The following is a 22,351-nucleotide window of genomic DNA, read 5'->3' as shown; positions in this document are numbered from 1 at the left end:
AGCGGACCGCTAAGCTCTTGGCTCAGCCAAGCGAATTTGGCAGAAGGGCCGCTGATTTCCCTACAGGATTTTCGTAATGACAGAACCGGTGGCGACTGAGGTTGGGCGCGATTTCATTCGTGACATCATCCAGGCCGACCTCGATCAGGGCAAATACCAGGAGATCGTGACCCGGTTCCCGCCGGAGCCGAACGGCTACCTGCATATCGGCCACGCCAAGTCGATCGCACTCAATTTCGGCATCGCCCAGGAGTTTCCGGGCCGCTGCCATCTGCGTTTCGACGACACCAACCCGGTCAAGGAAGAGCAGGAATACATCGATTCCATCCAGGCCGACGTGCACTGGCTCGGCTTCGACTGGGGCAAGAACCTGTTCTTCGCCTCGGACTATTTCGACCGCCTGTACGAATGGGCGGAGAAGCTGATCCGCGACGGGCTCGCCTATGTCGACGACCAGACCCAGGAGCAGATTCGCCTCGCGCGCGGCACGCTGACCGAGCCCGGCAAGAACTCGCCGTTCCGCGACCGCAGCGTGGACGAGAATCTCGACCTGTTCCGCCGCATGAAGGCGGGTGAATTCCCGAACGGCGCGCGCGTGCTGCGGGCCAAGATCGACATGTCCGCGGGCAACATCAACCTGCGCGACCCCGTGCTGTACCGCATCCTGAATGCGCATCATCCGCGCACCGGCACCAAGTGGAGCATCTATCCGAGCTACGATTATGCGCACGGCCAGTCGGACGCGATCGAGGGCATCACGCACTCGATCTGCACGCTGGAGTTCGAGGACCATCGGCCGCTCTACGACTGGTTCATCGAAAAGCTGCCGGTGCCGTCCAAGCCGCACCAGTACGAAATGGCGCGGCTCAACCTGACCTACACGCTGCTGTCCAAGCGCGTGCTGACCCAGCTCGTCCGCGACGGTCATGTCGCCGGATGGGACGATCCGCGCATGCCGACTGTAGCGGGGATGCGCCGCCGCGGCGTGCCGCCGGCGGCCTTGCGCGAATTCGTCAAGCGCATCGGCGTCGCCAAGGCCAACAGCGTCGTCGATGTCGGCATGCTGGAATTCTGCATCCGCGAGGAGCTGAACCGCACGTCGCAGCGGCGCATGGGCGTGCTGCGGCCGCTCAAGGTGGTCATCGAGAACTATCCGGAAGGGCAGAACGAAGAGCTCGAGGCGATCAACCATCCCGACGATCCCTCGGCCGGCACGCGCAAGATCACGTTCGGCCGCGAGCTCTATATCGAGCAGGACGACTTCATGGAGAACCCGCCGAAGAAGTTCTTCCGCCTGTCGCCTGGCAACGAGGTGCGGCTGCGCTACGCCTATTTCGTCAAGTGCACCGGCGTGATCAAGAACGACGCGGGCGAAGTGGTGGAGCTGCGCTGCACCTACGATCCCGCGACCAAGGGCGGCAACGCGCCCGACGGCCGCAAGGTCAAGGCGACCATGCACTGGCTGCCGGCGGCGACGTCGGTGCCGGCGGAGATCCGCATCTACAACCAGTTGTTCTCCAACCCGAGCCCGGACGCCTCGAACTTCGCGGCCGATCTCAATCCGCAGTCGCTGGAGATTCTCTCCAATGCGCGGATCGAGGCATCGGTTGCGGAGAGCAATTCGACCGAGCCGATGCAGTTCGAGCGTCAGGGCTATTTCGTGCGCGACAAGGACTCGAGGCCGGGCAAGCCGGTGTTTTCGCGCACCATTGGCCTGCGCGATACGTTCGCGAAGGAAGTCGCCAAGGGCTGAGGGGATTGCGCCTATGAGCAGTGAAGCCGACGCGATCGTTTCCGCCATCATCGCGAAATGGTGCGCCGGCTTCGCGACACTCGATGCGGCTGCGCTGTCGTCGCTCTATGCGAAGAACGCGTTCTTCTTCGGCTCGAATCCAAGACTCTATCGGGGCAGGGACGGCGTCGCCGACTACTTCAACGGCCTGCCGCGCTGGCGCCAGCCGAGCGCCGTGTTTTCCGAGGTGCGCGCCGCGCAAGCCAGCCCGGACCTGATCAACATGGCCGCGATCGTGTCGTTTGACCTCGCCGGCGAGAGGGCGGAGTTCTCGGTCAAGATGAGCTGGGTCATCCTCCGCGAGGACGGCGACTGGAAGATCGTCAATCACCATGCCTCGTCGCGCGCGCCGTTGATCTAGCCGTCGCGCTACTCCGCCTCTCTCGTCATTCCGGGATGGCCCGAAGGGCCAGGCCCGGAATCCATAACCCCGGCTTGTGGTTATGGATTCCGGGCTCGCGCCAAGTGGCGCGCCCAGGAATGACAATAGCAACGAACGCTGCCCCCGCGCGTTGGGGTGGGTCTAACAAGGAACCCACCATGCAGAACATCGCAGAGCATATGGAAGTCATCGGCGCCGATGGCGTCCACATCGGCACGGTCGACAAGGTCGAGGGCCATCGCATCAAGCTGACCAAGAAGGATAGCGGCGAGGGCAGCCACAAGGGTCACCATCACTTCATCGACAAGGGCCTCGTCGCCGGTGTCGAGGGCAACAAGGTCCGGCTCTCGGCCAAGGCGGACGTCGCCGTGACGATGGAAGAGGAAAAGTAGGGGGACCTTCGCTCCGTTCCTGATCCGTACCACTATTCGCGCAGCTGCACGTTCCGGTAGCCTCCTGGCCTATCGCGTATCGTAAGGTGCAGGGAATGGCGGAGCCGGGCCGGCCAGTTCGGTCCCAGGGGATTGCGGGGACTTGGATCGCGGGGACTTGGCCCATCGGCCGAGCTGCCTCCGCGGGCGGCCTCGCGCCGGCAGGGTTCGACCTCTGGACGTCGCTGGCCGAGACCCTGCGCGAATGGGCGCGCGCCGAGGCCGGCGCCGGGCGATTGTTGCCGTGGGTGCCGGTCGCGTTCGGTGGCGGCATCGCGCTCTATTTTGCCGCCGATCATGAACCGGTGCTGTGGGTCGTTGCCGCGACGGCCATCGCACTCATGCTTGGCGCCGTGCTGTTGCGGCGGAGCCGGTTGTTTGCACCGGCGATCATGATCGCGGCGGTCGCGGCCGGCTTTGCCACGGCGACCTGGAAGACGGCGCGGATCGCGCACACGGTGCTGGCAAAGCCGCTCTATTCCGTCTCGCTGTCGGGCTTCGTCGAGACCCGCGACATCCGCGAGCGCACCGACCGCTTCGTGCTGCGTGTCACCGCGATGGAGGCGCAGCGCAGCGACGTCAAGCTCGAGCGCGTGCGCCTCTCCGTGCGCAAGGGGACTGCGCCCGAGGTCGGCAGCTTCGTGCAGTTGAAGGCGCGGCTGTTGCCGCCGTTGTCGCCGGTGCGCCCCGGCAGCTATGACTTTTCGCGCGACATGTTCTTCCAGGGCATCGGCGCCTCCGGCTTCGTGATGGGCACGATTGCGGCATCGGTGCCGCCGGACGCCGGTGGCTTGCGGCTGCGTTATGCCGCCTTCATGCAGGGTCTGCGCGATGCGATCGACGCGCGCATCCGCGCCACGCTCGAGGGCGACAACCGGGCGATTGCGACCGCGCTGCTCACGGGCCGGCGCGATGCGATTACCACGCCCGTCAACGACGCCATGTTCATCTCGGGGCTCGGACATGTGCTCTCGATTTCCGGCTATCACATGGCGGTCGTCGCCGGCGTGGTCTTCTTCGCGGTGCGCGCGCTGCTGGCGTTGATCCCTGGAATGGCGGCCGGCTTTGCCATCAAGAAATGGTCGGCGGCCGCGGCGCTGGTCGCAGCCGCGTTCTATCTGCTGCTGTCGGGCGCGGAGGTCGCGACGCAACGCTCGTTCTTCATGACGGCGGTGGTGCTGATCGCGGTCATGGTCGATCGCCGTGCCATCACCTTCCGCACGCTGGCGGTGGCCGCGCTGATCGTGCTCGCGGTCGCACCGGAGGCACTTGTGCATCCGAGTTTTCAAATGTCCTTCGCCGCGACGCTCGGACTGGTGGCACTGGTGCAGATCGGCATGCCGAACCTGTTTGCGTCGCCAGATCATTCCGCGACCGCGCGGATTGCAATGTGGGGCGGGCGCGAGATCGCGATGCTTTTCCTGGCCTCGCTGATCGCGGGGCTCGCGACCACGCCCTATGCCGCCTTCCACTTTCACCGTGTCACCCCGTTCGGCGTGCTCGCCAACCTCGGGGCGATGCCGGTGGTCTCGGCCCTGGTGATGCCCGCGGGCCTGTTGGGCTTGATTGCAGCGCCGTTCGGACTTGATGGTCCGTTCTGGTGGCTGATGGGGATCGGCATCGACTGGATGGTTGCGGTGTCGCGCTGGGTGGCCGCTTTGCCGGGCGCGGTCGGCCGCATCTCGGCTTTCGGCATCGCACCGCTGATCGCCGCAAGCTTGGGAATCATCGTGATGGGCTTGTTGCGCACGCCGTTGCGCTGGGCCGGCGCGGTGGTGTTGTTGGCCGCGATCCTCTGGGGACTGTGCGCGCGCCAGCCCGATGTCCTGATCGCCGGTGACGGCCAGAGCGTCGCGGTGCGGGGCAGGGATGGGCACCTGCATCTCATCAGGTCGAGCAAGGACAGTTTTCTTCTGAAGGAATGGCTCGCCGCCGACGCCGATCCGCGCGATGCCGGCAGTGCCTCACTGGCCGCCGGCGTGTCGTGCGACGAAGCCGGCTGCGTGACGCCGCTCGCCGACGGGCGCCTGGTCGCGCTGGCCTTGCGCATCGATTCATTGGCTGACGATTGCAGCCGGGCCGCGCTGGTGGTGACGGCGCGGCCGGCGCCGCCGGATTGCGCGGCCATGGTTGTCGACCGTCAGCGTCTCGCAAGGCAGGGCGCGCTGGCGCTGACGCGAAGCGGCGACGGCTTTGCGGTTCAGGCGGCGAAGGCAAGGGGGGCAGACCGTCCGTGGTCGCCGGCGGCTGCCGGCGAGGCGGATTTCAGCGCGAGCCTTGCGCCGCAGGCGGCGGCTCCCCGCAACCGCGACGCGACGCCATCGGAAGCCGACCTGCAGGCTGAGGATTGAGCGGACGGGTTACAGATACCAGGCCAGCACGGCGTCGAGCCTGGCATTGCCGATCACCGGCAGGACGACCATCTGGCTCAGTCCAGAGGCGCTGGCCTGCGAGGCCGCGACCGAGCCGTCACGCGCGAGATCGTCGTTGAGCGCGGGCATGCCGGTGGCCCAGGCCCCGCCGATGCTGCCTTCGCCTTTGGCGATGGATTTCGTCGCATAGAGCGCGGCGAGGTCGGTCTGCGCGCTGCAATCGCCGGCGCGGAAGACCAGCGCCGAACGGGCCTCGTCCGGGACCCAGATCTCGAAGCGTCGCGCAATCGGGGTCGCCTGCGCGGAGAGAAATGTCAGCACCCAGGTCTGATCGGTGCCGGCCCGGTAGGGAACGCCGACGCCGAGATTGATTCCGACCTTGGCGGCGTCCTCCCAGCGCAAAAAACTCCTGGCATCGTGCAGGTCCTTGATGATCAGCGGCAGGCCGGCTTTCCAGATGCGGCCGGGCAGGCCGAAGCCACGCGGAAATCTGGTGTGGCGGGAGTTGAATTCGAACATGTCGGCGGTGCCGTAATAGCCGTCGACGAGCCCCATCTCGTGGGAGGTTTCGGCATCGTTGTGCCAGAGCTCGATCGCGCCGACATGGGCCTCGTCGTCGCCGCAGAACAGCACCATGACGGCTTGCAGGAATTCGCCTGAAAACACCGGCACCGCCACGCCGCAGGTCAGCCCGGCGGCGATGGCCTGATCGGTCCGCTTGAAATAGGAATCGGTGAATCTGGTGAGGATCACGGGGTGGCCGCTGGCCCAGGCCTTGCCGGGAAGCCCCTCGTCATATCCGAAGTGCAGATCCTCGCTCACGTCCCTAAACGCGGACAACCCTTCGCCGTAGAGGCCGCCGCCGAATTCCAGCCGCATGCGCGTGCGGTCAGGCACCCAGAGTTCAACGACGCGAATGAAGGTCTTCATCGAACGTGCCCGCCGTCTCAAGCCGCACCAAGCATCGGCCATTTGGCTGCGGAACGGACGTTCAAAATTCAGGCAGGACAGCGCAAACTTCGTGCGGTGGGAGACGCCACGGCTTGGTCCGCCCGATGGAGTTTCGCGGGACACAAACGACACCATCTCGCCGGCCTCGGCCGGCGATGGCGATTTCAATCCTGGCCCGACCTGCCGGCCGGGAATGGCTGCATCAGCCGATCGGCAGGCGGGTGATGGTTGTCCGGCTGTCGGTGATGGTCTGCGGCTTGTGCTCGCGCTCGCCGAGCGGCTGGGTCACCGGTAGCTGCAGCACGGTCGCACGCTGGCCTTCGACCAGCTGCGTCACCAGCACGGATTTGCCGTCGGGGAATTCGATCGCATCATGATGACGATCGGGAATGTGCGGATCGATCTTGCCGAACTTGCCGACGCGCGAATTGACGGTGCGCGTCCAGATCCAGCGATTGTCGTAGCGGACGTTGTCGGCGAAGGCGAGCTCCGTCCCCGGGAGCAGGCAGACCGCGACGGTCGGATCGGCCGCGGAGGCAAAGCCGCGCGTCGAGGTGCCGCGGAAGGTTGTCGTGACGATCGTCTCGCCGACTTCGGCGGGACGCGACGCGACGGCATGCAGGCTGTAGTCACACATCGGGTGCTCCTCATGCAGGGATAGCGACCCACGTCTCTTAATCGAGGCGCAGGCCTCTATCAGAGTGGAAATACCAAACGTTCTGCCGGGTTGTAGGCAAATCTACGGCTCGCCGCCGCAGGCCGCAATCACATTAACTTTCCCGAATCTGCCAGGAACAAAGCCCGCCCCTTTGCATTCTGCAGGCGCGTGTCAGCGCCCCGCAGGCGCCGACCAGCCGGAATATTGCCAGCCCGGCCGCGACGGTTGGTCGACGGCGTCGAGGGCCTTGCGGACTTGCTCGCTTACGGCGGTGTCCTTGCGGACATGGGGCCGCGATTGCGCGGCCAAGGCTTGCGTGGCCAAGGCTTGTACGTCCAAGGCTTGCGACGCTGATGCTGCGATCAGCGCCACAGCAATTGTGCTCAGAACGATCCGGCGCATGACTTCTCCTCGAACCTGAAGGCCGCGAAGCAGGGCTGCTTCGTGCGGCGTGCCGAGGATTTACCGCTGGAGGAGGGGCCGGATAATCTGCGCGAAACCAGAAAGACTATCCAGCGGAAGCGGACAATCGTCCGCTCCAATCTCGGATCGGCGATGCCGATCGAAAGCGCGCGGGGCGCCAAATAACCGATACCGGCACGTCCGGTATCAATACTTCCGGTACAGCCCGATCAGCTTGCCCTGGATCTTCACCCGGTTGGGCGGCAGAATGCGGACCTCATAGGCCGCATTGGCGGGCTCGAGCGCGATCGAGGCGCCGCGGCGGCGGAAGCGCTTCAGCGTCGCTTCCTCGTCGTCGATCAGCGCCACCACGATATCGCCGGTATCGGCGCTCTCGTTGCGCTGGATCAGCGCCATGTCGCCGTCGAGAATGCCGGCCTCGACCATGGAATCGCCACGCACTTCGAGCGCGTAATGTTCGCCCGAGCCGAGCATGTCAGGCGGTACGCTGATGGTGTGGCTGCGGGTCTGCAAGGCCTCGATCGGCGTACCGGCCGCGATGCGGCCCATCACGGGGACCGCGACGGGGCGCTCGCCCTCGTCCGCCGGCGGGCTCGAAGTCGTGCGGACCTTGCCGAGATTGCCTTCGATGACGCTCGGCGTGAAGCCGCGGCGGCTGCCGGCAGCGGCCTGAAGCTCGGGCAGCTTGATCACCTCGATGGCGCGGGCCCGGTTGGGCAGGCGCCGGATGAAGCCGCGCTCCTCGAGCGCAGTGATCAGGCGATGGATGCCCGATTTCGAGCGCAGGTCGAGCGCGTCCTTCATCTCATCGAAGGAGGGCGGCACGCCGCTTTCCTTCAGCCGTTCGCTGATGAACCGCAGGAGCTCGTATTGTTTGCGCGTTAACATCTCGACCAAAATCCCCCGGTTGATGTCGTTCGATTCCGAGACGCTGAATTCAGCAGTAAGCCGCTACATTCTCGAAACAAATCATGAACGGACACTATATGTTCGATACATGTTCCGCAACTGCTTAATTTACCGTGAACGCGACAAAGTTCGCGGAACGCACGCGAACGAAGCGCTCAGACGGGCAGCCGCAAGACCTCGCAAGGCGTGCCGGCTTCGGCCTTCGACGCGAATGGCGCGCGCACGAGAAGTGCCTGTGCCGCAGCGAGATTCGCAAGCAGCGAGGAATCCTGGTGATTGACCGGAAGGGCGACGAGCGTGCCGTCATCGCGCAGCTCGAGGCGTGCGCGCAGGTAATCCTCGCGCTGGTCGTTGGCGCCGACATCGCGGCCGAGCACCGCGCGTTCGCGGCGGTGATGAATCATCGAACGGCCCGAAAGCGCGCGAATCAACGGCACCATGAACAGGAAGCCGCAAACGTAGGATGACACGGGATTGCCGGGCAGGCCGATCACGCGCATCGCGCCGAGCCGCCCGTTCATCATCGGCTTGCCCGGCCGCATCGCGATCTTCCAGAACGCCATCGAGATACCTTCGTCGCTCAGCGCCTGCTGGACCAGATCGTGGTCCCCGACCGACGCGCCGCCGGTCGTGATCAGGATGTCGGCGCCGCTCTCCCGCGCGCGGCCGATGCCGGCCGTGGTGGCCTCCAGCGTATCGGCGGCAACGCCGAGGTCGATGGTATCGGCGCCCTCGCTACGGGCGAGCGCGTGCAGGGCGTAGCCGTTGGAATAGACGATCTGGCCGTGGCCCGGCGTCGTACCCGGCATCACCAGCTCGTCGCCGGTCGCGAGGATCGCGACCTTCGGGCGTCGCCGGACTGGCAATTGCGGGTAATTCATGCCGGCGGCGAGCGCGAGGTCGCGCTCGGTGAGCCGGGCTCCCTTGCGCAGCAGCACGTCGCCTTCCGAGAAGTCGACGCCGGCGGGGCGGATGTGCCGCCCCGTTACGGCGGCTTCCTTGATGGTGATGCGCTTGCCGTCCGCGATCGTGTCCTCCTGGATCACGACCGCATCAGCGCCATCGGGAACGACACCGCCGGTGAAGATACGCACGGCCTCGCCGGCGCCGATCGATCCCGCAAACGGGCGGCCCGCCGCGACCTCGCCGATCAGGGTGAGCTGGGATTCGATCTTCGCCGCATCGACCGCGCGCACCGCATAGCCGTCCATTGCCGACATCGCCTGCGGCGGCTGCGTGCGCCGCGCGGCGACGTCGCGCGCGAGCACGCGGTGGAAGGCTGCGTCGAGCGCGATCATCTCTTCAGGCAGCGGCTCTGCGCCCGCCAGCACCGCAGCGAGCGCGTCGGAAACCGGCATCAGGGCCACGGGTGAAAACTCCTGCTGGGCCCGTTCGGGCAAATCGGCGGCGAGAGTTCTAGCCGAGTGCAGGCGCAGAGGCAAAACAGTGGCCGCGCAGGATGATTTATCCTGCGTCATCCGCTCTGCGATGAAGGGTGAGCATCAAGTCCGCCGCGGCATGATCCAGAAGGCGAGACAGACCGGTACGAGGATGGCCATGGCGAGGACGAGAAAGACGAGAGCCACGGCCAGCATCGGTCAGCTCCCCGGCTGCTTGTACGGACTGACGTCCGGCGCTGCGGGGCCCTGATCCCTGTCAGGCAGCGGGTCGGCCTGGGATTTCAGGTCGGCGGCCTTGCTGATCAGCTTGGCGGAAAGCTCAGAATCCGATGTGGTCCTGGCGAATTTCATCAGCAGAGAGGCCTGCTTGGTGAGGTAGGTTTTGCCCAACACGACGATAAGCCCGATGTAGAATTCCCAACGGACTCATGAGTCCTGAGAGGGGCAATCGTTCCGGGAACTCCGTATAAAAATGCACAAAGGGTTTTGGTTCCTCGCCCCCAGGCAAAATAGTTCCATTCGCGGCCCGTCGGCTTGCCGGCCAGAGATCAGATTCCGAGCGCCTTGAGGGCGTTCCCGACGTCGCGGGGCGAGGTCACGTGGACCGTGGTCAGGCCGCGCGACCGCGCTCCTTCGATGTTCTCGGCAAGATCGTCGAAGAACACGATACGGTTCGCGGGCACGCCGATCGCCGCCACGACATGGTCGAAGGCCTCCACATCGGGTTTGCGCAGGCCGATGCTGGACGACAGATACAGCTCGCGGAAATGGCCGAGCAGGGCGGCATATTCCTTCGAGAAGTGGTCCACATGCGGCCGGTTGGTGTTGGAGAAGGCGTAGAGCGGCAACTGCTTGGCCGCACGCGGCAGCAGCTCGGCGATATCGGGCATCTCGCCGGCGAAGATCGCGTTCCAGCCCTCCAGGAACTGCGCGTCCGAGATGCCGATCCCGAGCGAGACGCGCAGCGAGTCAAAATAGGCCTCGTCGCTGATCTTGCCGACCTCGTGCAGCCGATAGGCTTCGCTGTCCCGTACATAGCGCGCGACGATGGCTTCCGGCTTGCAGCCGGCATGTCCCGCCCAGCAGGCGATCGCCTTGGAGAAATCGATGTCGAGCACGACGCGGCCGAGATCGAACAGGAGCGCGTCCGCGCTGCCGGGAGAGAGCGAGCTCATTGCATCCTTTCACTCAATATCGATAGGGGTCATGGTCGAACAGCGGGAACGCGCTGAACACGCTCGGCGCATTCGTTGCGGTCGCCTGGTGCAGGCAGGACTTGTCGACCTCGGCGAACGAGGTGGCGCCCAAGAGGCCTAGGCAGCGCAGCACCTCGTCCTCGAGCAACTCCAGCATTCGCCTCACGCCGGCCTCGCCGGCTGCGGCCAATGCCCAGCATTGCAGCCGGCCGATGCCGACCATGTCCGCGCCCGCCGCGATCGCCTTGACGATGTCGGTGCCGCGGCAGAAGCCGCCGTCGACCATGATCTTGGCGCGTCCCTTCACGGCGTCGACGATCTCGGGCAGCACATGCATGGCGCCGCGGCCGTGATCGAGCTGGCGGCCGCCATGGTTGGAGACGTAGATCCACTCGACGCCGTGGTCGACCGCGATCCGGGCGTCCTCGGCGGTGGCGATGCCCTTCAGGATGAGCGGGATCTTGAACTTGTCCTTGATCATCTTCACGGTCCGCCACTCCAGGCCCTTCTGGTAATCGCCGCCGGTGGCGCGCAGGCGGCTCTCGCGAACATAGCGCTTGGCAATGTCACGTTCGCGACGGCTGTAATGGGCGGTATCAACGGTCAGGCAGAAGGCGGCGTAGGCGTTCTTCTCGCTCCGGCTGACGACATCGGCGACGAAATCGTCGTCGCCGCGCACATAGAGTTGATAGAGCCGCAGCGCATCAGGGGCGGCCTCGGCGGTCTTCTCCAGGCCGGGCTCGGACACCGAGCTCAGCATGTGCGCCGCGCCGAAGGTGCCGCAGGCGCGGGCGACGCTCGCCGCGCCATCCGGATCGAAGATCTCCAGTGCGCCGACAGGGGCCAGCACCACCGGCAGCCGCATCCGGCGCCCGAACAGCTCGACCGAGCCGTCGACCTCGCGGACGTCGCGCAGCACGCGCGGCCGGAAGGCGATCTCGTCCAGCGCCATGCGGTTGCGGCGCATCGTGGTCTCGGTCTCGGCGGCGCCGACGATATAGTCCCAGGCGTTCTGGTTGAGGTTGGCGCGCGCCTTGCGGATGAATTCGTGCAGGTTTTGGAATGGCTCGGCGCTGGCGCCGAGTTCGACGTTCCTTTCCGGCCGGATGCGGGGCGCGTCATTCATTGTTGTCCTCCCGAGAATTTGAAGCGTTATTGTCATCGCCTATCGTGTCCGGCCCTCCAAAACCATCCTAAAATCGCATAGCTGAGAGGCGTGGGCCGGCCGGCCGATTCCCGCGTTGCGCGAAACGGTTTCGGAACGTTGCCAAAAGTTTAGGCCCGGGCGAAGAGATTTTTACGATGTACCCGCCAGCGTGGCGTCCCGGCCTTGAAGAAACCAGAATGGTATTGTGAACAGCGGGCTGGATCGCCATTTGCATGGCGCCTCACAAGCCCAAAGCAAAGCTCCAAGCAAGAAGGCCAGTCTATCCATGCGGAAAAACCTGCTGTTCCCCCTGGGCGCACTCACGGGAGCGTGTCTAACCCTTCTGGTCGCCAGCCCGCACGGTGGAGTATGGGCGGCACGGGCGGCAGCGAGCGCGGATGATGCCTATTCCCGGCTCAACTTGTTCGGCGAAGTGTTCGAGCGGGTGAAGGCGAGCTATGTCGAGAAGCCCGACAATTCCAAGCTGATTGAGGGTGCGATCACCGGCATGGTGACCTCGCTCGACCCACATTCACGCTACATGAACGACAAGGCCTGGACCGAGATGCAGGAGACCACCTCCGGCGAGTTCGGCGGGCTCGGCATCGAGGTCACGATGGAGGACGGCCTGGTCAAGGTCGTCTCGCCGATCGACGACACGCCGGCGTCCAAGGCCGGGATCATGTCCGGCGACCTCATCAGCAAGATCGACGGCGATGCCGTGCAGGGCATGACGCTCGAGCAGGCCGTCAACAAGATGAAAGGGCCGGTCGATACCCAGACCAAGCTCACCATCGTGCGCAAGGGCGCCGACGCTCCGCTCGACGTCGCGATCAAGCGCGAGATCATCCATGTGCGTCCGGTGCGCTTCCACGTCGAGAACGGCGACATCGGCTATATCCGCGTCACCTCGTTCAACGAGCAGACCACCGACGGCCTGAAGAAGGCGATCGCGTCGATCTCCAAGGACGTTCCGCCGGAGAAGCTGGTCGGCTACGTGATGGACCTGCGCAACAATCCGGGCGGCTTGCTCGACCAGGCCGTCTCGGTGTCGAGCGCCTTCCTTCAGCGCGGCGAGGTCGTCTCGACCCGCGGCCGCAATCCCGAAGAGACCCAGCGCTTCACCGCCCATGGCGGCGACCTCACCAAGGGCAAGCCGCTGGTGATTCTGGTCAATGGCGGCTCGGCTTCGGCCTCGGAGATCGTCGCCGGCGCGCTGCATGACCACAAGCGTGCCACGATCATCGGCACGCGCTCGTTCGGCAAGGGCTCGGTGCAGACCATCATTCCGCTCGGCGCCGGCAATGGCGCGCTGGCGCTGACCACGGCGCGCTATTACACGCCGTCGGGCCGCTCGATCCAGGCCCAGGGCATCGCGCCCGACATCGAGATCCTGCAGGACGTGCCACCCGAGCTGAAGGGCCGGATGGATACGATGGCGGAGTCGCAGATGCGCGGCCATCTGCAGGCCGCCGACGGCACCGAGCAGACCGGATCGCAGTCCTACGTCCCGCCGGAAGAGAAGGACGACAAGGCCCTGCATGCGGCCTACGACTTCCTGCACGGCGTGACCGCGAATGCGGTCGCCGCCAAGCCCGCGCCGAAGGCGGCGGTACCGAACTAAAACCTTACGACGTCCAGATATCGCCCGGGAGCGGATGACCGCTCCCGGGCGAATTCGTGCGGTGACGCTTCCAATTGTTGGGAAGACCGCCCTAGCTGGCCTCGCGGTGCCGGCTTTCCTCGCCGCCGCGCTGGGCGAGGCGGCTGCGGTGCAGCGCGAACAGCTCCAGCACCTTGTCGGCCGGTTTTGCGGCACTGAACAGATAGCCCTGCATCTCGGAGCAGCCGAGCGCACGGAGCAGGCGCTGCTGCTCCTCGGTCTCGACGCCCTCGGCTGTGGTGGTCATGCGGCGGGCGGCAGCCAGGTTGACGACAGCCTGCACGATGCTCGCGGAGCCGTCGGGACCGGCGATGTCGCTGACGAAGCAGCGGTCGATCTTGATCTTGTCGAACGGGAAGCGGTGCAGATAGCTCAGCGAGGAGTAGCCGGTGCCGAAATCGTCGAGCGCGATGCGCACGCCGATGGTGCGGAGCTGATGCAGGATCGCAAGCGCGGTGTCGTCGTCGCGGATCAGCACGGCCTCGGTGATCTCGAGCTCGAGCCGGCTCGCCGGCAAATTGGAGGCGGCAAGGGCCGCCATGATCTTCAGCGCCAGCGTGCCGCTCTTGAACTGCACCGGCGAGACGTTGACGGCGAGGCGGATGTCGTCGGGCCAGTTGGCGGCATCGCGGCAGGCCGTGGCCAGCACCCATTCGCCGATCTCGTTGATCAGGCCGGTGTCTTCGGCGATCGGGATGAACTCGGCGGGCGAGACCATGCCGCGCTCGGGATGGCGCCAGCGCACCAGCGCCTCGCAGCCGGTGATGCGGTCGTCCTTCAGGGCGAGGCAGGGCTGGTAGTAGACCTCGAGCCCTCCTTCGAGCCCACCTTGGGCGATGGCGTGGCGCAGATCGATCTCGAGCTGCCGCCGCTCGCGGACCTTGGCGTCCATCTCCGGCTCGAAGAAGCGATAGGTGCGGCGTCCGGCGGCCTTGGCGGCATACATCGCCATGTCCGCGTTCTTCAGGATCTGGTCCAGCGCGGTGCCGTGTCGTGGCGCCAGCGCGATGCCGATACTGGCGTCCGTGGTGAGATGATGGCCCATGCAGTCGAACGGCGCGCGGATGGCCTGGAAGACCCGCGCGACGAGTTCGTTGACCTGCTCCAGCGACGTCACCGCGCTCTGTACGATGGCGAATTCGTCGCCGCCTAGCCGCGCCACGAAGTCCTGCAGACCCGCGCAGCGGCTGAGGCTCGTCGCGATCGATTTCAACAGCTCGTCGCCGACGAGATGGCCGAGCGCGTCGTTGACGCCCTTGAACTCGTCGATGTCGATGTAATGCACCGCGATCTCTTCGCCATCGGCGATGGCGGCGAGCTCCGCGCGTAGGTGCTCGTGGAACATGGTGCGGTTGGGCAGGTCGGTCAGCGCGTCGTAATGGGCGAGGTGGGTGATGCGCTCCTCGGTCCGCCGGCGCTCGGTGACGTCTTCGTGGGTCGCCACCCAGCCGCCGTCCGCGAGCGGCTCGTTAAGGATGTGGATCGAGCGCCCGTCGGAGGTGTCGACCACCATGGAGTTGCGCACATGGATGTCGCGCAGCACACGGACGACATAGTCGCCGATGTCGCCAGTGAACGAGCCGGTCGCCTTGCGGTGGGCGATGATGTCGTGGAAGCTGGAGCCGGGCTTCACCACCTCGGCTGACAGGCCGTACATCTCGATGTAGCGCTGGTTGCAGATCACCAGCCGCCGCTCGGCATCGAACAGCAGCAGGCCCTGCGTCATGTTGTTGACGGCGCGGTCGAGGCGCTGCTTCTCCAGCGTCAGCCGCTCGCGAGAGGCGCGGTGCTGCTCCAGCAGCTTGCGCACAATCGCGATCAGCACGCCCGCGATGGCGAGCGCGGAGGCGCCCGCAACCGAGATCAGGATGCCGATCTGCTCGCGCCAGTCCGTTAGCGCCGCCGCGCGCGTCGTGGTTGCCATCATCAGGATCGGGAAGTGGGGCAGGGCACGCGAGGAGATCAGACGGTCTTCGCCGTCGACGGGGCTCATGATGCGGCCGGCGAAGTGATCGAGCCCGAAGATCCTCTGCTGCTCGAACGGGCCGGTCTTGAAATTCCTGCCCATCTGCTCGCTGGAATGGGGATAGCGAGCGAGCAGCGTGCCGTCGCGATGCAGCATCGAGATCGTGGCGCCTTCGCCGAGCACGACGGAGGCGAAGAACTTCTCGAAATTGGCCGGTTCGATGCCGCGTCCGACCACGCCCATGAACTCGCCGTTCGGTCCCACGATCTTGCGCACGATCAGGATGGTCCAGGCGCCGGAGACGCGGCTGTGCACCGGCTCGATCAGCACGTTCGGCGAATAAGGATCGTATTTGAAAGTGCGAAAATAGGCGCGATCGGCGACGTTCACTTTGGGGGCCGGCCACGCCGTCGACGAGTTGATGAGATTGCCTTCGGCATCGATGATGTTGACGCCGCCCATGTAGGGCAGCGCCTCGATCTTCGAGCGCAGCATCCGGTGGACGTCCTGGCCGGAGAGGCGTTTGCGATAGTCCTCGGCGCTTGCGATGCCGGTTGCGCGGACGTGGTCGACGAAATCCTTCTGGATGACCGCGAAATCCTGCAACTGCTGATCGAAATGATGAGCGAGCAGAAGGACGGTGTTTTCCAGCTCGCGCCCGCTGTTGCGCAGCGCGCGCTCTCGGAAATTCTGCGCCATCAGGACCGAGCCAATGGCGATGGCCGCGATCAGCAACGTGCCGCCCACCACCAGCCAGCGGATCGGTCCGCTGCGCACGAAGACCTGGTCAAAGAGGCGACTGCCATATTTCGTCATCATGTCGATCGTTGCCGCGCACACGTCAGGATCGCTTCTTGATCCCGAGAACATCCATTGGTTTACGGAAACGATATGGAGGCGAAGTTAGGAAGCGCGGTTAATGCGACATGAACGGGCGCGTACAAAAGCAACCGATGCGCGCGACGCAAGACGTGCAGGAATTGCCGGACGCTCTCGCGATGCCGGTCAATTCCTGCCGGTCGTGCCACGGCCAACCAAGGCTTAACCATCTAAGATGTTGGCGATCCTCGAGTCGGCATTGGCACGTGACTTGCGAACATGCCTGCCAACGACACAGAGAGGACACGACGATGACAAACACCTTGAAGAACTTCCTCGCCGACGAGCGTGGTGCGACCGCGATCGAATACGGTCTGATTGCCGCCGGCATCGCGCTGGCCATCATTTCCGTCGTGAACGGCATGGGCTCCAAGCTCAACGCCAAATTCGGGGCGATCAGCTCCTCGCTGCGCTGATCGCGTCGGCTCCGCTGCGCGCCAGTATCGCCGCCACGATCAGCGCCGCGACGAGGTTCGCGGCGGCGCTGATCAGGATCGGCAACATATAGCTGTGGTTGACGTCATAGGCGAAGCCGGCCGCACTCGGACCAACCAGCGTGCCGAACGCCACGCTGGTGTAGAGAATACCGATGATTCCGCTGACGTTGCGTCCGCCAAAATAGTCCATGACCACAGCGGGCAGCACCGCGACCCAGCCACCGTAGAACACGCCGTAGACGAAGGCGAAAGCGGCGAGGGTCCAGACATCGGCGGCGATGGCCCAGATCGCCATCGCGAACGCCATTCCGACCAGGACCATGATGAGCGAGCGGTCGCGGCCCATCCGGTCGGCGAGCGCGCCGAGAAAGAATCGGCCTGCGGTGCTGCCGGCCCCGATCACGCCGAGCAGCAGCACCGCGGAGGATGCTGCGACCCCGTGGTCGCGCGCGTAAGGCACGAGATGGACGAACGGGACGAAGGCGCCGAACGAGCAGACCAGACACGATACGTAGAGGGCGACGAACCGCGTCGACCGGACGGCCTCGCGCACCGAAGCGCCGCCGGCATTGCTTGCGCCCGCGGCCTCGCGAGGCGGATCGCCGTCGGGTCCGAGGCCGCGGTGCTTCGGATCGTTCTCGATCAGCAGCGACGCTCCGCCGCCCAGCACCAGCGCGATCGCGCCCAGCACTAGATAGGCGCCGCGCCAGCCCACCGATGCGATCAGCAATGAGGCGAGCGGCGGCATCGCCAGCGTACCGAGCCCGATGCCGCTCACCGCGAGCCCGGAGGCAAGGCCGCGGCGCTTGATGAACCAGCGTTGCACCGCGCCGATCGCGGGAACATAGGCGCAGCCAAGGCCGAGGCCGACGCCCAGCCCGTAGGCGAGATAGACCTCGACAAGGGAACGTGCGGCGCTCGCCGCCGCAAGTCCGACCGCGATCAGGATCATGCCGGCTATGGCCAGCGGACGCGAGCCGAGCCGGTCGGCGAGCGGACCGCTGACGAGTCCGAGCGCGAAGTACAGAAAGCCCGCAATCGAAAACACGAGCGAGATTGAACCGCGCGAGGCGCCGAAATCGCGCTGGAGTGGCTCCAGAAATGCGCTGAACGTGTAGGCGGAGCCGAAGCCGACAAACATGACGGCAAATGCCGCCGCGACGACGAACCAGCCATGGAAAATGCCTCGCTGAGTGAGCGTGGATTGAATGGTCAATGCTGCCTCCGCGAGGTGAGGGAAGGATGGCGACGGTGCCAGGACGTGGCACGCTGGAACGCCGCGCCGGCGCGCACGAGCATGGCCTCGCCGAGATGAGCGGCGACGAGCTGGAACGCGATCGGCAGTCCGTCTGCCGATGCACCACCCGGTAGCGTGATCGTGGGATGACCGGTCATGTCGAACGGGCAGGTGTAGCGCTGCAGCTTCGCGATCAGATCCGGCTGCTCGCCGAGCGTTTGGATCATAGCGAGTGTCACCGGCGGGAACGGGTGTACCGGGATCAGCAGTAGATCAATGGTCTCGAACAGCGCGGTGACGCGGCCGCGCAGCGCCAGCCGCCGCAGCAGGATCTTCTGATAATCGAGAGCGGAGAGCGCGCGACCGGCCTCGATCAGCGAGGCGAGCATCGGGCCGTACTCGTTCTTGCGGGCAGGATAGGTCGCCTCGTGCGCGACCGCAGCCTCCACCGCACAATTCGGTGTCCAGTCGGCAATCGCCTGCATGACGTCGGGAAATCTGACATCGACGATGCCGGCGCCGAGCGCACGGAACGCATCGATAGCGTCCGCCAGCACGTGTTGTGTCTTAACGTCCACGTCGTCGCTGTTCCAGGCGGCATCGACGCCGATCCGCAAGCTTCGCACGTCCTGTGCGGCCGCGGCCAGATAGTCGGGCACCGGATTGAACACCGAGGTGGGGTCGTTGGGGTCGTGTCCGGCAATGACGCCGAGCAGCGCGCCCGCATCGGCCGCGCTGCGGCCGATCGGTCCGACATGGTCGAGCGTCGCGGCCAGCTCGAACGCGCCGTGGCGGCTGACGCGACCCCAGCTTGGCTTCAATCCGGTCAGGCCGTTGGCGGCGGAAGGCCAGCGGACCGAGCCGCCGGTGTCGGAGCCGAGCGAGCCGAAGCAAAGCCCGGCAGCGGTTGCGACCGCCGAGCCACTGGACGAAATGCCCGGCCAGTAACTCGCATTCCACGGATTCTTCGGCGGCGTCACCAATGGATGGTGATCGGAATAGGCGCCCTCGGTGAGTTGTAGCTTGCCGAGTATCACGGCGCCTGCGTCCTTGAGCCGGCGCACGACGGTTGCGTCTTCGCTGGGACGAAAGTCGCGATGAAGCGTGGTGCCGGCCGCAGTCGGAATGCCCTTGGTCCAGAACAGGTCCTTGAGCGCAATCGGCACGCCATGCAGCGGGCCCCGATACCGGCCCTGTGCGATTTCGGCGTCCGCGGCTTTTGCCTCGGCGATGGCCGTTTCCGCCATCACGTGAACGTAGCTGCCGAGATCCCGGTCCATGGCGTCGATACGGTCGAGTTGCGCGCGCGTCACGTCCAGCGCGGAGATGTGGCGCGCCTTGAGGCGTGCTGCGAGCGCGGTGAGTTCGAGATAGTGCAGGGCATCGGCCATCGGCTCGGGGTCTCCGTTCTGGTGATCGCAATGGGCGCTCGATCCCGAAGGATTCGACACCGGTATAATTAGGATACAGGTGTCGCTTGCTGTCAACCAGTAAATCTGTTTTAGTGGTGTTCTAATCTTTGGTGTTCCGATGTCGAAAGAGTCGCGCAAATTCCAGGTTCCCGACACGCTGGCGAACGTCTACGATTTCGCCAACACGCTCGATGTTCGTCACTTCAAGCATTTCGGAGTGGAGCATCCGGAGAGCGATGAGCTTGGCGGGCCGAAGGAACTTGCGGACTGGATGCGGGAACGCGGCCTTGGCGCCGTGGGCGGGCGTGTCACGCCCGCGATGTTTGAGACTGCGCTAAGACTGCGCGGCGCCTTGCGCGCCTATCTGCAATGTGAGCCCGCCGAGCGGCCCCGGAATAGGAGCGTTCTCGGCACTCTCAATGAGGCGCTCGCGCCGTTTCCGTTGCGGGTGGAGGCGCGCGCAGGCCGTGGCGCGATGCTGTCGGCAGCGCGCGAGGATGCGCTCGCAGGCCTCTCGGCCATCGCGATCGAGCTCCATGACGCAACGCTTGTGGGAACGCTGGACCGGCTGAAGATGTGTGCGTCGGAGGAATGCCGCCGGGTGTTCTTCGACCGCTCGAAACCATCGACGCGGCGGTGGTGCATGTCGACGCTGTGCGGCAACCGGATGAAGACGCGCGCCTATCGCGAGCGGCAGCGCGAGGCGAAATAGATCACGCGGCGCTCAGGCGCGGTAGTGGCCCGACTTGCCGCCGAGCTTCTCGACCAGGTGGATTCCCTCGATGCGCACGCCGCGTTCGACCGCCTTGATCATGTCGTAGATGGTGAGGCAGGCGACCGACACCGCCGTGAGCGCCTCCATCTCGACGCCGGTCGGGCCCGTCACCTTCACGCTGGCGCGGACGAGGCAGCCTGGCAGCTTCGGGTCGGGCTCGATGTCGACCGTGACTTTCGACAGCGCGAGGGGATGACAGAGCGGGATCAGCTCCGAGGTGCGTTTGGCGGCCATGATGCCGGCGATGCGCGCGGTGCCGAGCACGTCGCCTTTCTTGGCGTTGCCCGAGACGATGAGATCAAGCGTCGCCTTGGTCATGATGACGTGGCCTGCGGCGACCGCGAGCCGCTCGGTCGCGGGCTTGTCCGACACGTCCACCATCCGCGCCTCGCCGGAGGCGCCGATATGGGTGAGGGCAGGGCCGGCTTTCGCTTTGGATTGCCTGGCCTTGGCGGGCTTGCGCGCCATGTCAGCGCGTACCCGTCGCGCGCGGCGCGTTCTCGCGCGCGAGCAGCGTGCGCGTGGCGGCGGTCACGTCGGCCTGGCGCATCAGGCTCTCGCCGACCAGGAAGGTCGACATGCCGACGCGCTCAAGCCGGGCGAGATCGGCGGGCGTGAAGATGCCGCTCTCGCCCACCATCAGCCGTTCCGCTGGGATCAGCGGCGCCAGCGTCTCGCTGGTCGCGAGCGTGGTCTCAAAGGTGCGCAAATTGCGGTTGTTGACGCCGATCATCGGCGAACGCAGCTTCAGCGCACGGTCGAGCTCGGCGCGATCATGGATTTCGATCAGCACGTCCATGCCGTAGGCGAGGGCGGCGTCCTCGAGGTCCTTGGCGGTGGCGTCGTCGAGCGCGGCCATGATGATCAGGATGCAGTCGGCGCCATGCGCGCGCGCCTCAATCACCTGATAGCTGTCGAACATGAAATCCTTGCGCAGCACCGGGAGCGACGTTGCCGCGCGCGCCGCCACCATGAAATCGAGATGGCCCTGGAACGAGGGCGTGTCGGTCAGGACCGACAGACAGGCCGCACCGCCGGCCTCGTAGGCCTTGGCGAGCAGCGGCGGATCGAAATCGGCGCGGATCAGCCCCTTCGACGGCGAGGCTTTCTTGACCTCGGCAATCAGCGCGTAGTCGCCATTGGCGTGCTTGGCCTTGATCGCGCGCACGAAGCCGCGTGGGGCTCCCTGCGCCTTGGCTTTGGCCTCGACTTCCGAGAGCGGCTGCGCGCGCTTGGCGGCTGCGATCTCTTCGCGCTTGTAGGCTTCGATCTTGGTCAGGATGTCAGACATGTCAGGTTCAGCCGTTCGAGACCGCGATCAGATGCTTCAGCCGCGCGCTCGCGGCGCCGCTGTCGAGCGACTTCGCACCGATCGCAACGCCCTCCTTGAGGTCCTTGGCGCGGCCGGCCACGAGCAGCGCAGCGGCAGCGTTGATCAGCGCGACGTCACGATAGGGGCTCGGCTTGCCGTCGAGCACGCTCTGCAAGGCGATCGCATTGGCGTCGGCGTCACCGCCCCTGAGCGCACCGGGATCGCAGCGCGAGAGGCCGGCTTCTTCCGGCGTCACCTCGAAATTCCGGATCTCGCCATTATGGAGCGCGGAGACGAAGGTCGGGCCGGTGAGGGTGATCTCGTCCAGCCCATCGGAGCCATGCACCACCCAGGCGGATTCCGAGCCGAGGTTTTTCAGAACCTGTGCCAGCGGCTGCACCCATTGCCGCGAGAACACGCCGACCATCTGGCGCTTAACGCCGGCCGGGTTCGACAAGGGGCCGAGCAGATTGAAGATCGTGCGTGTCGCAAGCTCGACCCGGGTCGGGCCGACGTTCTTCATAGCCGGATGGTGGGCAGGGGCGAACATGAAGCCGATGCCGCATTCGCGCACACAGCGGCCGACCTGCTCGGGCCTGAGGTCGATCTTCACGCCGAGCGACGCCAGCACGTCGGCGGCGCCGGAGCGCGACGACAGTGCACGGTTGCCGTGCTTGGCCACCGGCAGGCCGGTGCCCGAGACGATGAAGGACGCGCAGGTCGAGACGTTGACCGAGCCGGAGCCGTCACCGCCAGTGCCGACGATGTCGACGGCGTCCGCGGGCGCGTCGACTGTGAGCATCTTGGAGCGCATCGCCGAGACCGCGCCGGTGATTTCGTCCACGGTCTCGCCGCGCACCCGCAGCGCCATCAGGAGGCCACCCATCTGCGAGGGCGTGGCCTCGCCGGACATCATGGCGTCGAAGGCGGAAGCCGCTTCGTCACGCGACAGGCTGGCGCCGGTCGCCACTTTTCCAATGATCGATTTCAGGTCGTCCATCGCGTGCTT

Annotated in this window: 21 protein-coding genes; 7 read left to right on the top strand and 14 right to left on the bottom strand. The window is 65.6% G+C overall.

Translation table 11 applies throughout. From position 1 onward, the window contains the following. Positions 1–76: 76 nt before the first annotated feature. The 4 genes from J4G43_RS29115 to J4G43_RS29100 all read left to right on the top strand — a co-directional run bounded on the left by J4G43_RS29115 (position 77) and on the right by J4G43_RS29100 (position 4,956). Positions 77–1,753 carry a glutamine--tRNA ligase/YqeY domain fusion protein gene (locus J4G43_RS29115; protein ID WP_208087082.1) on the top strand — a complete coding sequence of 559 codons (1,677 nt, stop codon included), beginning with the start codon at positions 77–79 and terminating at the stop codon, positions 1,751–1,753. Between the two features lie 13 nt (positions 1,754–1,766). Next, positions 1,767–2,153 carry a nuclear transport factor 2 family protein gene (locus J4G43_RS29110; protein ID WP_208087081.1) on the top strand — a complete coding sequence of 129 codons (387 nt, stop codon included), beginning with the start codon at positions 1,767–1,769 and terminating at the stop codon, positions 2,151–2,153. A gap of 179 nt (positions 2,154–2,332) precedes the next feature. Next, positions 2,333–2,566, top strand: a complete 234-nt coding sequence (locus J4G43_RS29105) for a DUF2171 domain-containing protein (protein ID WP_028149639.1) — start codon at positions 2,333–2,335, stop codon at positions 2,564–2,566. A 95-nt stretch (positions 2,567–2,661) separates the two neighbouring features. Beyond that, on the top strand, positions 2,662–4,956 hold the full coding sequence (locus J4G43_RS29100) for a ComEC/Rec2 family competence protein (RefSeq protein WP_208087080.1): 2,295 nt from the start codon (positions 2,662–2,664) through the stop codon (positions 4,954–4,956). 9 nt (positions 4,957–4,965) lie between these two features. Here J4G43_RS29100 and J4G43_RS29095 read toward each other — a convergent pair whose 3' ends face one another. The 8 genes from J4G43_RS29095 to J4G43_RS29060 all read right to left on the bottom strand — a co-directional run bounded on the left by J4G43_RS29095 (position 4,966) and on the right by J4G43_RS29060 (position 11,640). Next, complete coding sequence (locus J4G43_RS29095) at positions 4,966–5,907, bottom strand: GAF domain-containing protein (RefSeq protein ID WP_208087079.1); 942 nt, start codon at positions 5,905–5,907, stop codon at positions 4,966–4,968. 223 nt (positions 5,908–6,130) lie between these two features. Next, a complete protein-coding gene (locus J4G43_RS29090) occupies positions 6,131–6,565 on the bottom strand; it encodes a hypothetical protein (RefSeq protein WP_063983046.1) in 435 nt (144 codons plus the stop codon). A gap of 192 nt (positions 6,566–6,757) precedes the next feature. After that, a complete protein-coding gene (locus J4G43_RS29085; protein ID WP_208087078.1) occupies positions 6,758–6,988 on the bottom strand; it encodes a hypothetical protein in 231 nt (76 codons plus the stop codon). Between the two features lie 207 nt (positions 6,989–7,195). Next, positions 7,196–7,897 carry a transcriptional repressor LexA gene (lexA, locus tag J4G43_RS29080; RefSeq protein ID WP_014494969.1) on the bottom strand — a complete coding sequence of 234 codons (702 nt, stop codon included), beginning with the start codon at positions 7,895–7,897 and terminating at the stop codon, positions 7,196–7,198. Between the two features lie 176 nt (positions 7,898–8,073). Next, complete coding sequence (locus J4G43_RS29075) at positions 8,074–9,285, bottom strand: molybdopterin molybdotransferase MoeA (protein WP_208087077.1); 1,212 nt, start codon at positions 9,283–9,285, stop codon at positions 8,074–8,076. Positions 9,286–9,516: 231 nt separating this feature from the next. Beyond that, a complete protein-coding gene (locus J4G43_RS29070; protein WP_208087076.1) occupies positions 9,517–9,711 on the bottom strand; it encodes a hypothetical protein in 195 nt (64 codons plus the stop codon). A 155-nt stretch (positions 9,712–9,866) separates the two neighbouring features. Then, positions 9,867–10,493: an HAD family hydrolase gene (locus J4G43_RS29065; protein WP_208087075.1), complete on the bottom strand. Its 627-nt coding sequence runs from the start codon at positions 10,491–10,493 to the stop codon at positions 9,867–9,869. 13 nt (positions 10,494–10,506) lie between these two features. Then, positions 10,507–11,640: an alpha-hydroxy acid oxidase gene (locus J4G43_RS29060; RefSeq protein WP_135213795.1), complete on the bottom strand. Its 1,134-nt coding sequence runs from the start codon at positions 11,638–11,640 to the stop codon at positions 10,507–10,509. 307 nt (positions 11,641–11,947) lie between these two features. On the opposite strand from J4G43_RS29060, the gene J4G43_RS29055 reads away from it, so the two are divergent. Beyond that, positions 11,948–13,285, top strand: coding sequence for a S41 family peptidase (locus J4G43_RS29055; RefSeq protein WP_085404589.1), 1,338 nt, complete (start codon positions 11,948–11,950; stop codon positions 13,283–13,285). Between the two features lie 91 nt (positions 13,286–13,376). Here the strand turns inward: J4G43_RS29055 and J4G43_RS29050 are convergent, their stop codons facing one another. Beyond that, a complete protein-coding gene (locus J4G43_RS29050) occupies positions 13,377–16,109 on the bottom strand; it encodes a bifunctional diguanylate cyclase/phosphodiesterase (protein ID WP_208089445.1) in 2,733 nt (910 codons plus the stop codon). Between the two features lie 311 nt (positions 16,110–16,420). On the opposite strand from J4G43_RS29050, the gene J4G43_RS29045 reads away from it, so the two are divergent. Next, positions 16,421–16,585 carry a Flp family type IVb pilin gene (locus J4G43_RS29045; protein WP_208087074.1) on the top strand — a complete coding sequence of 55 codons (165 nt, stop codon included), beginning with the start codon at positions 16,421–16,423 and terminating at the stop codon, positions 16,583–16,585. Here the strand turns inward: J4G43_RS29045 and J4G43_RS29040 are convergent. Both J4G43_RS29040 and J4G43_RS29035 read right to left on the bottom strand, forming a co-directional pair. Continuing rightward, positions 16,566–17,822 carry an MFS transporter gene (locus J4G43_RS29040; RefSeq protein WP_208087073.1) on the bottom strand — a complete coding sequence of 419 codons (1,257 nt, stop codon included), beginning with the start codon at positions 17,820–17,822 and terminating at the stop codon, positions 16,566–16,568. The genes J4G43_RS29045 and J4G43_RS29040 overlap by 20 nt on opposite strands. Next, a complete protein-coding gene (locus tag J4G43_RS29035) occupies positions 17,819–19,234 on the bottom strand; it encodes an amidase (RefSeq protein ID WP_208087072.1) in 1,416 nt (471 codons plus the stop codon). The genes J4G43_RS29040 and J4G43_RS29035 overlap by 4 nt, the downstream gene beginning before the upstream one ends. A gap of 139 nt (positions 19,235–19,373) precedes the next feature. On the opposite strand from J4G43_RS29035, the gene J4G43_RS29030 reads away from it, so the two are divergent. After that, a complete protein-coding gene (locus J4G43_RS29030; protein WP_208087071.1) occupies positions 19,374–19,967 on the top strand; it encodes a CGNR zinc finger domain-containing protein in 594 nt (197 codons plus the stop codon). A gap of 12 nt (positions 19,968–19,979) precedes the next feature. Here J4G43_RS29030 and moaC read toward each other — a convergent pair whose 3' ends face one another. Genes moaC through trpD form a run of 3 tightly spaced genes read right to left on the bottom strand, consistent with a single transcriptional unit; the run spans position 19,980 to position 22,342 of the window. After that, on the bottom strand, positions 19,980–20,498 hold the full coding sequence (gene moaC / locus J4G43_RS29025) for a cyclic pyranopterin monophosphate synthase MoaC (protein ID WP_208087070.1): 519 nt from the start codon (positions 20,496–20,498) through the stop codon (positions 19,980–19,982). Position 20,499: 1 nt separating this feature from the next. Further along, complete coding sequence (trpC, locus tag J4G43_RS29020; RefSeq protein WP_208087069.1) at positions 20,500–21,321, bottom strand: indole-3-glycerol phosphate synthase TrpC; 822 nt, start codon at positions 21,319–21,321, stop codon at positions 20,500–20,502. 7 nt (positions 21,322–21,328) lie between these two features. Then, positions 21,329–22,342, bottom strand: coding sequence for an anthranilate phosphoribosyltransferase (trpD, locus tag J4G43_RS29015; RefSeq protein ID WP_208087068.1), 1,014 nt, complete (start codon positions 22,340–22,342; stop codon positions 21,329–21,331). Between the last annotated feature and the right edge of the window lie 9 nt (positions 22,343–22,351).

Origin of the sequence: Bradyrhizobium barranii subsp. barranii (genome assembly GCF_017565645.3) — a bacterium.
In the GTDB taxonomy this organism is placed as follows: domain Bacteria; phylum Pseudomonadota; class Alphaproteobacteria; order Rhizobiales; family Xanthobacteraceae; genus Bradyrhizobium; species Bradyrhizobium barranii.
The sequence above is the reverse complement of the archived record's forward strand: the minus strand, read 5'-3'. Positions and strand labels throughout refer to the sequence as shown.

Bases quoted from the DNA above. Each gene is read 5' to 3' on its own strand.
- trpD (WP_208087068.1), bottom strand. From the start codon at position 22,342: ATGGACGACCTGAAATCGATCATTGGAAAAGTGGCGACCGGCGCCAGC.
- J4G43_RS29030 (WP_208087071.1), top strand. From the start codon at position 19,374: ATGTCGAAAGAGTCGCGCAAATTCCAGGTTCCCGACACGCTGGCGAAC.
- J4G43_RS29085 (WP_208087078.1), bottom strand. From the start codon at position 6,988: ATGCGCCGGATCGTTCTGAGCACAATTGCTGTGGCGCTGATCGCAGCA.
- J4G43_RS29035 (WP_208087072.1), bottom strand. From the start codon at position 19,234: ATGGCCGATGCCCTGCACTATCTCGAACTCACCGCGCTCGCAGCACGC.
- trpC (WP_208087069.1), bottom strand. From the start codon at position 21,321: ATGTCTGACATCCTGACCAAGATCGAAGCCTACAAGCGCGAAGAGATC.
- J4G43_RS29050 (WP_208089445.1), bottom strand. From the start codon at position 16,109: ATGATGACGAAATATGGCAGTCGCCTCTTTGACCAGGTCTTCGTGCGC.
- lexA (WP_014494969.1), bottom strand. From the start codon at position 7,897: ATGTTAACGCGCAAACAATACGAGCTCCTGCGGTTCATCAGCGAACGG.
- J4G43_RS29060 (WP_135213795.1), bottom strand. From the start codon at position 11,640: ATGAATGACGCGCCCCGCATCCGGCCGGAAAGGAACGTCGAACTCGGC.
- J4G43_RS29110 (WP_208087081.1), top strand. From the start codon at position 1,767: ATGAGCAGTGAAGCCGACGCGATCGTTTCCGCCATCATCGCGAAATGG.
- moaC (WP_208087070.1), bottom strand. From the start codon at position 20,498: ATGGCGCGCAAGCCCGCCAAGGCCAGGCAATCCAAAGCGAAAGCCGGC.
- J4G43_RS29115 (WP_208087082.1), top strand. From the start codon at position 77: ATGACAGAACCGGTGGCGACTGAGGTTGGGCGCGATTTCATTCGTGAC.
- J4G43_RS29105 (WP_028149639.1), top strand. From the start codon at position 2,333: ATGCAGAACATCGCAGAGCATATGGAAGTCATCGGCGCCGATGGCGTC.
- J4G43_RS29045 (WP_208087074.1), top strand. From the start codon at position 16,421: ATGACAAACACCTTGAAGAACTTCCTCGCCGACGAGCGTGGTGCGACC.
- J4G43_RS29095 (WP_208087079.1), bottom strand. From the start codon at position 5,907: ATGAAGACCTTCATTCGCGTCGTTGAACTCTGGGTGCCTGACCGCACG.
- J4G43_RS29100 (WP_208087080.1), top strand. From the start codon at position 2,662: ATGGCGGAGCCGGGCCGGCCAGTTCGGTCCCAGGGGATTGCGGGGACT.
- J4G43_RS29065 (WP_208087075.1), bottom strand. From the start codon at position 10,493: ATGAGCTCGCTCTCTCCCGGCAGCGCGGACGCGCTCCTGTTCGATCTC.
- J4G43_RS29055 (WP_085404589.1), top strand. From the start codon at position 11,948: ATGCGGAAAAACCTGCTGTTCCCCCTGGGCGCACTCACGGGAGCGTGT.
- J4G43_RS29090 (WP_063983046.1), bottom strand. From the start codon at position 6,565: ATGTGTGACTACAGCCTGCATGCCGTCGCGTCGCGTCCCGCCGAAGTC.